The organism is Paenibacillus sp. GCM10028914 (genome assembly GCF_042666275.1).
Lineage (GTDB): Bacteria > Bacillota > Bacilli > Paenibacillales > Paenibacillaceae > Paenibacillus_AQ.
The window spans coordinates 1-640 of record NZ_JBHTFO010000020.1 but is presented as its reverse complement, the minus strand read 5'-3'; the positions used below and the strand labels follow the sequence as shown (position 1 = coordinate 640).

Annotated in this window: 1 tRNA gene and 1 rRNA gene; both read left to right on the top strand. The window is 48.1% G+C overall.

The annotated features are described in order from the left end of the window. Positions 1 to 153: ribosomal RNA gene (locus ACFQV5_RS25235) — 16S ribosomal RNA — on the top strand; the annotation flags it as partial. Positions 154 to 282: 129 nt separating this feature from the next. Continuing rightward, a tRNA-Ala gene (locus ACFQV5_RS25230) sits at positions 283 to 358 on the top strand. Positions 359 to 640: the final 282 nt, after the last annotated feature.

Here is a 640-nt window from a genome sequence, read left to right as displayed (position 1 = left end):
GTACACACCGCCCGTCACACCACGAGAGTTTACAACACCCGAAGTCGGTGGGGTAACCCGCAAGGGGGCCAGCCGCCGAAGGTGGGGTAGATGATTGGGGTGAAGTCGTAACAAGGTAGCCGTATCGGAAGGTGCGGCTGGATCACCTCCTTTCTATGGAGAATCGTCTTCTGCAACGAAGACATTCAAATATGTAGGTTGACCGCAAGGTCGCCGAATCACTTTGCAATAGCAAAGTAACCAATGACGTGATTTCATTTGCTCAGTTTTGATGGAATTTGAGGGGCTATAGCTCAGCTGGGAGAGCGCCTGCCTTGCACGCAGGAGGTCAGGGGTTCGATCCCCCTTGGCTCCACCAAATAATTTCATCTCTTTTTTGATCCTTGAAAACTAGATAACGAAACGAATTTGCGAATTAGAAATATCCTTTTAGCTGAAACTTGTGTCAACAAGTTTTAATAAGGGTAGCACGCGAAGGTTTTGAGATCATCGATCCTTTGGAAGCTTGTTTCAACCTTGATTAAGTTCAATTGAGAAACAAGCGGACAACAGAGCGATGAGCGCAAAACCGAAGCATTAGGTTAAGCTACTAAGAGCACACGGAGGATGCCTAGGCGCTAGGAGCCGATGAAGGACGTGG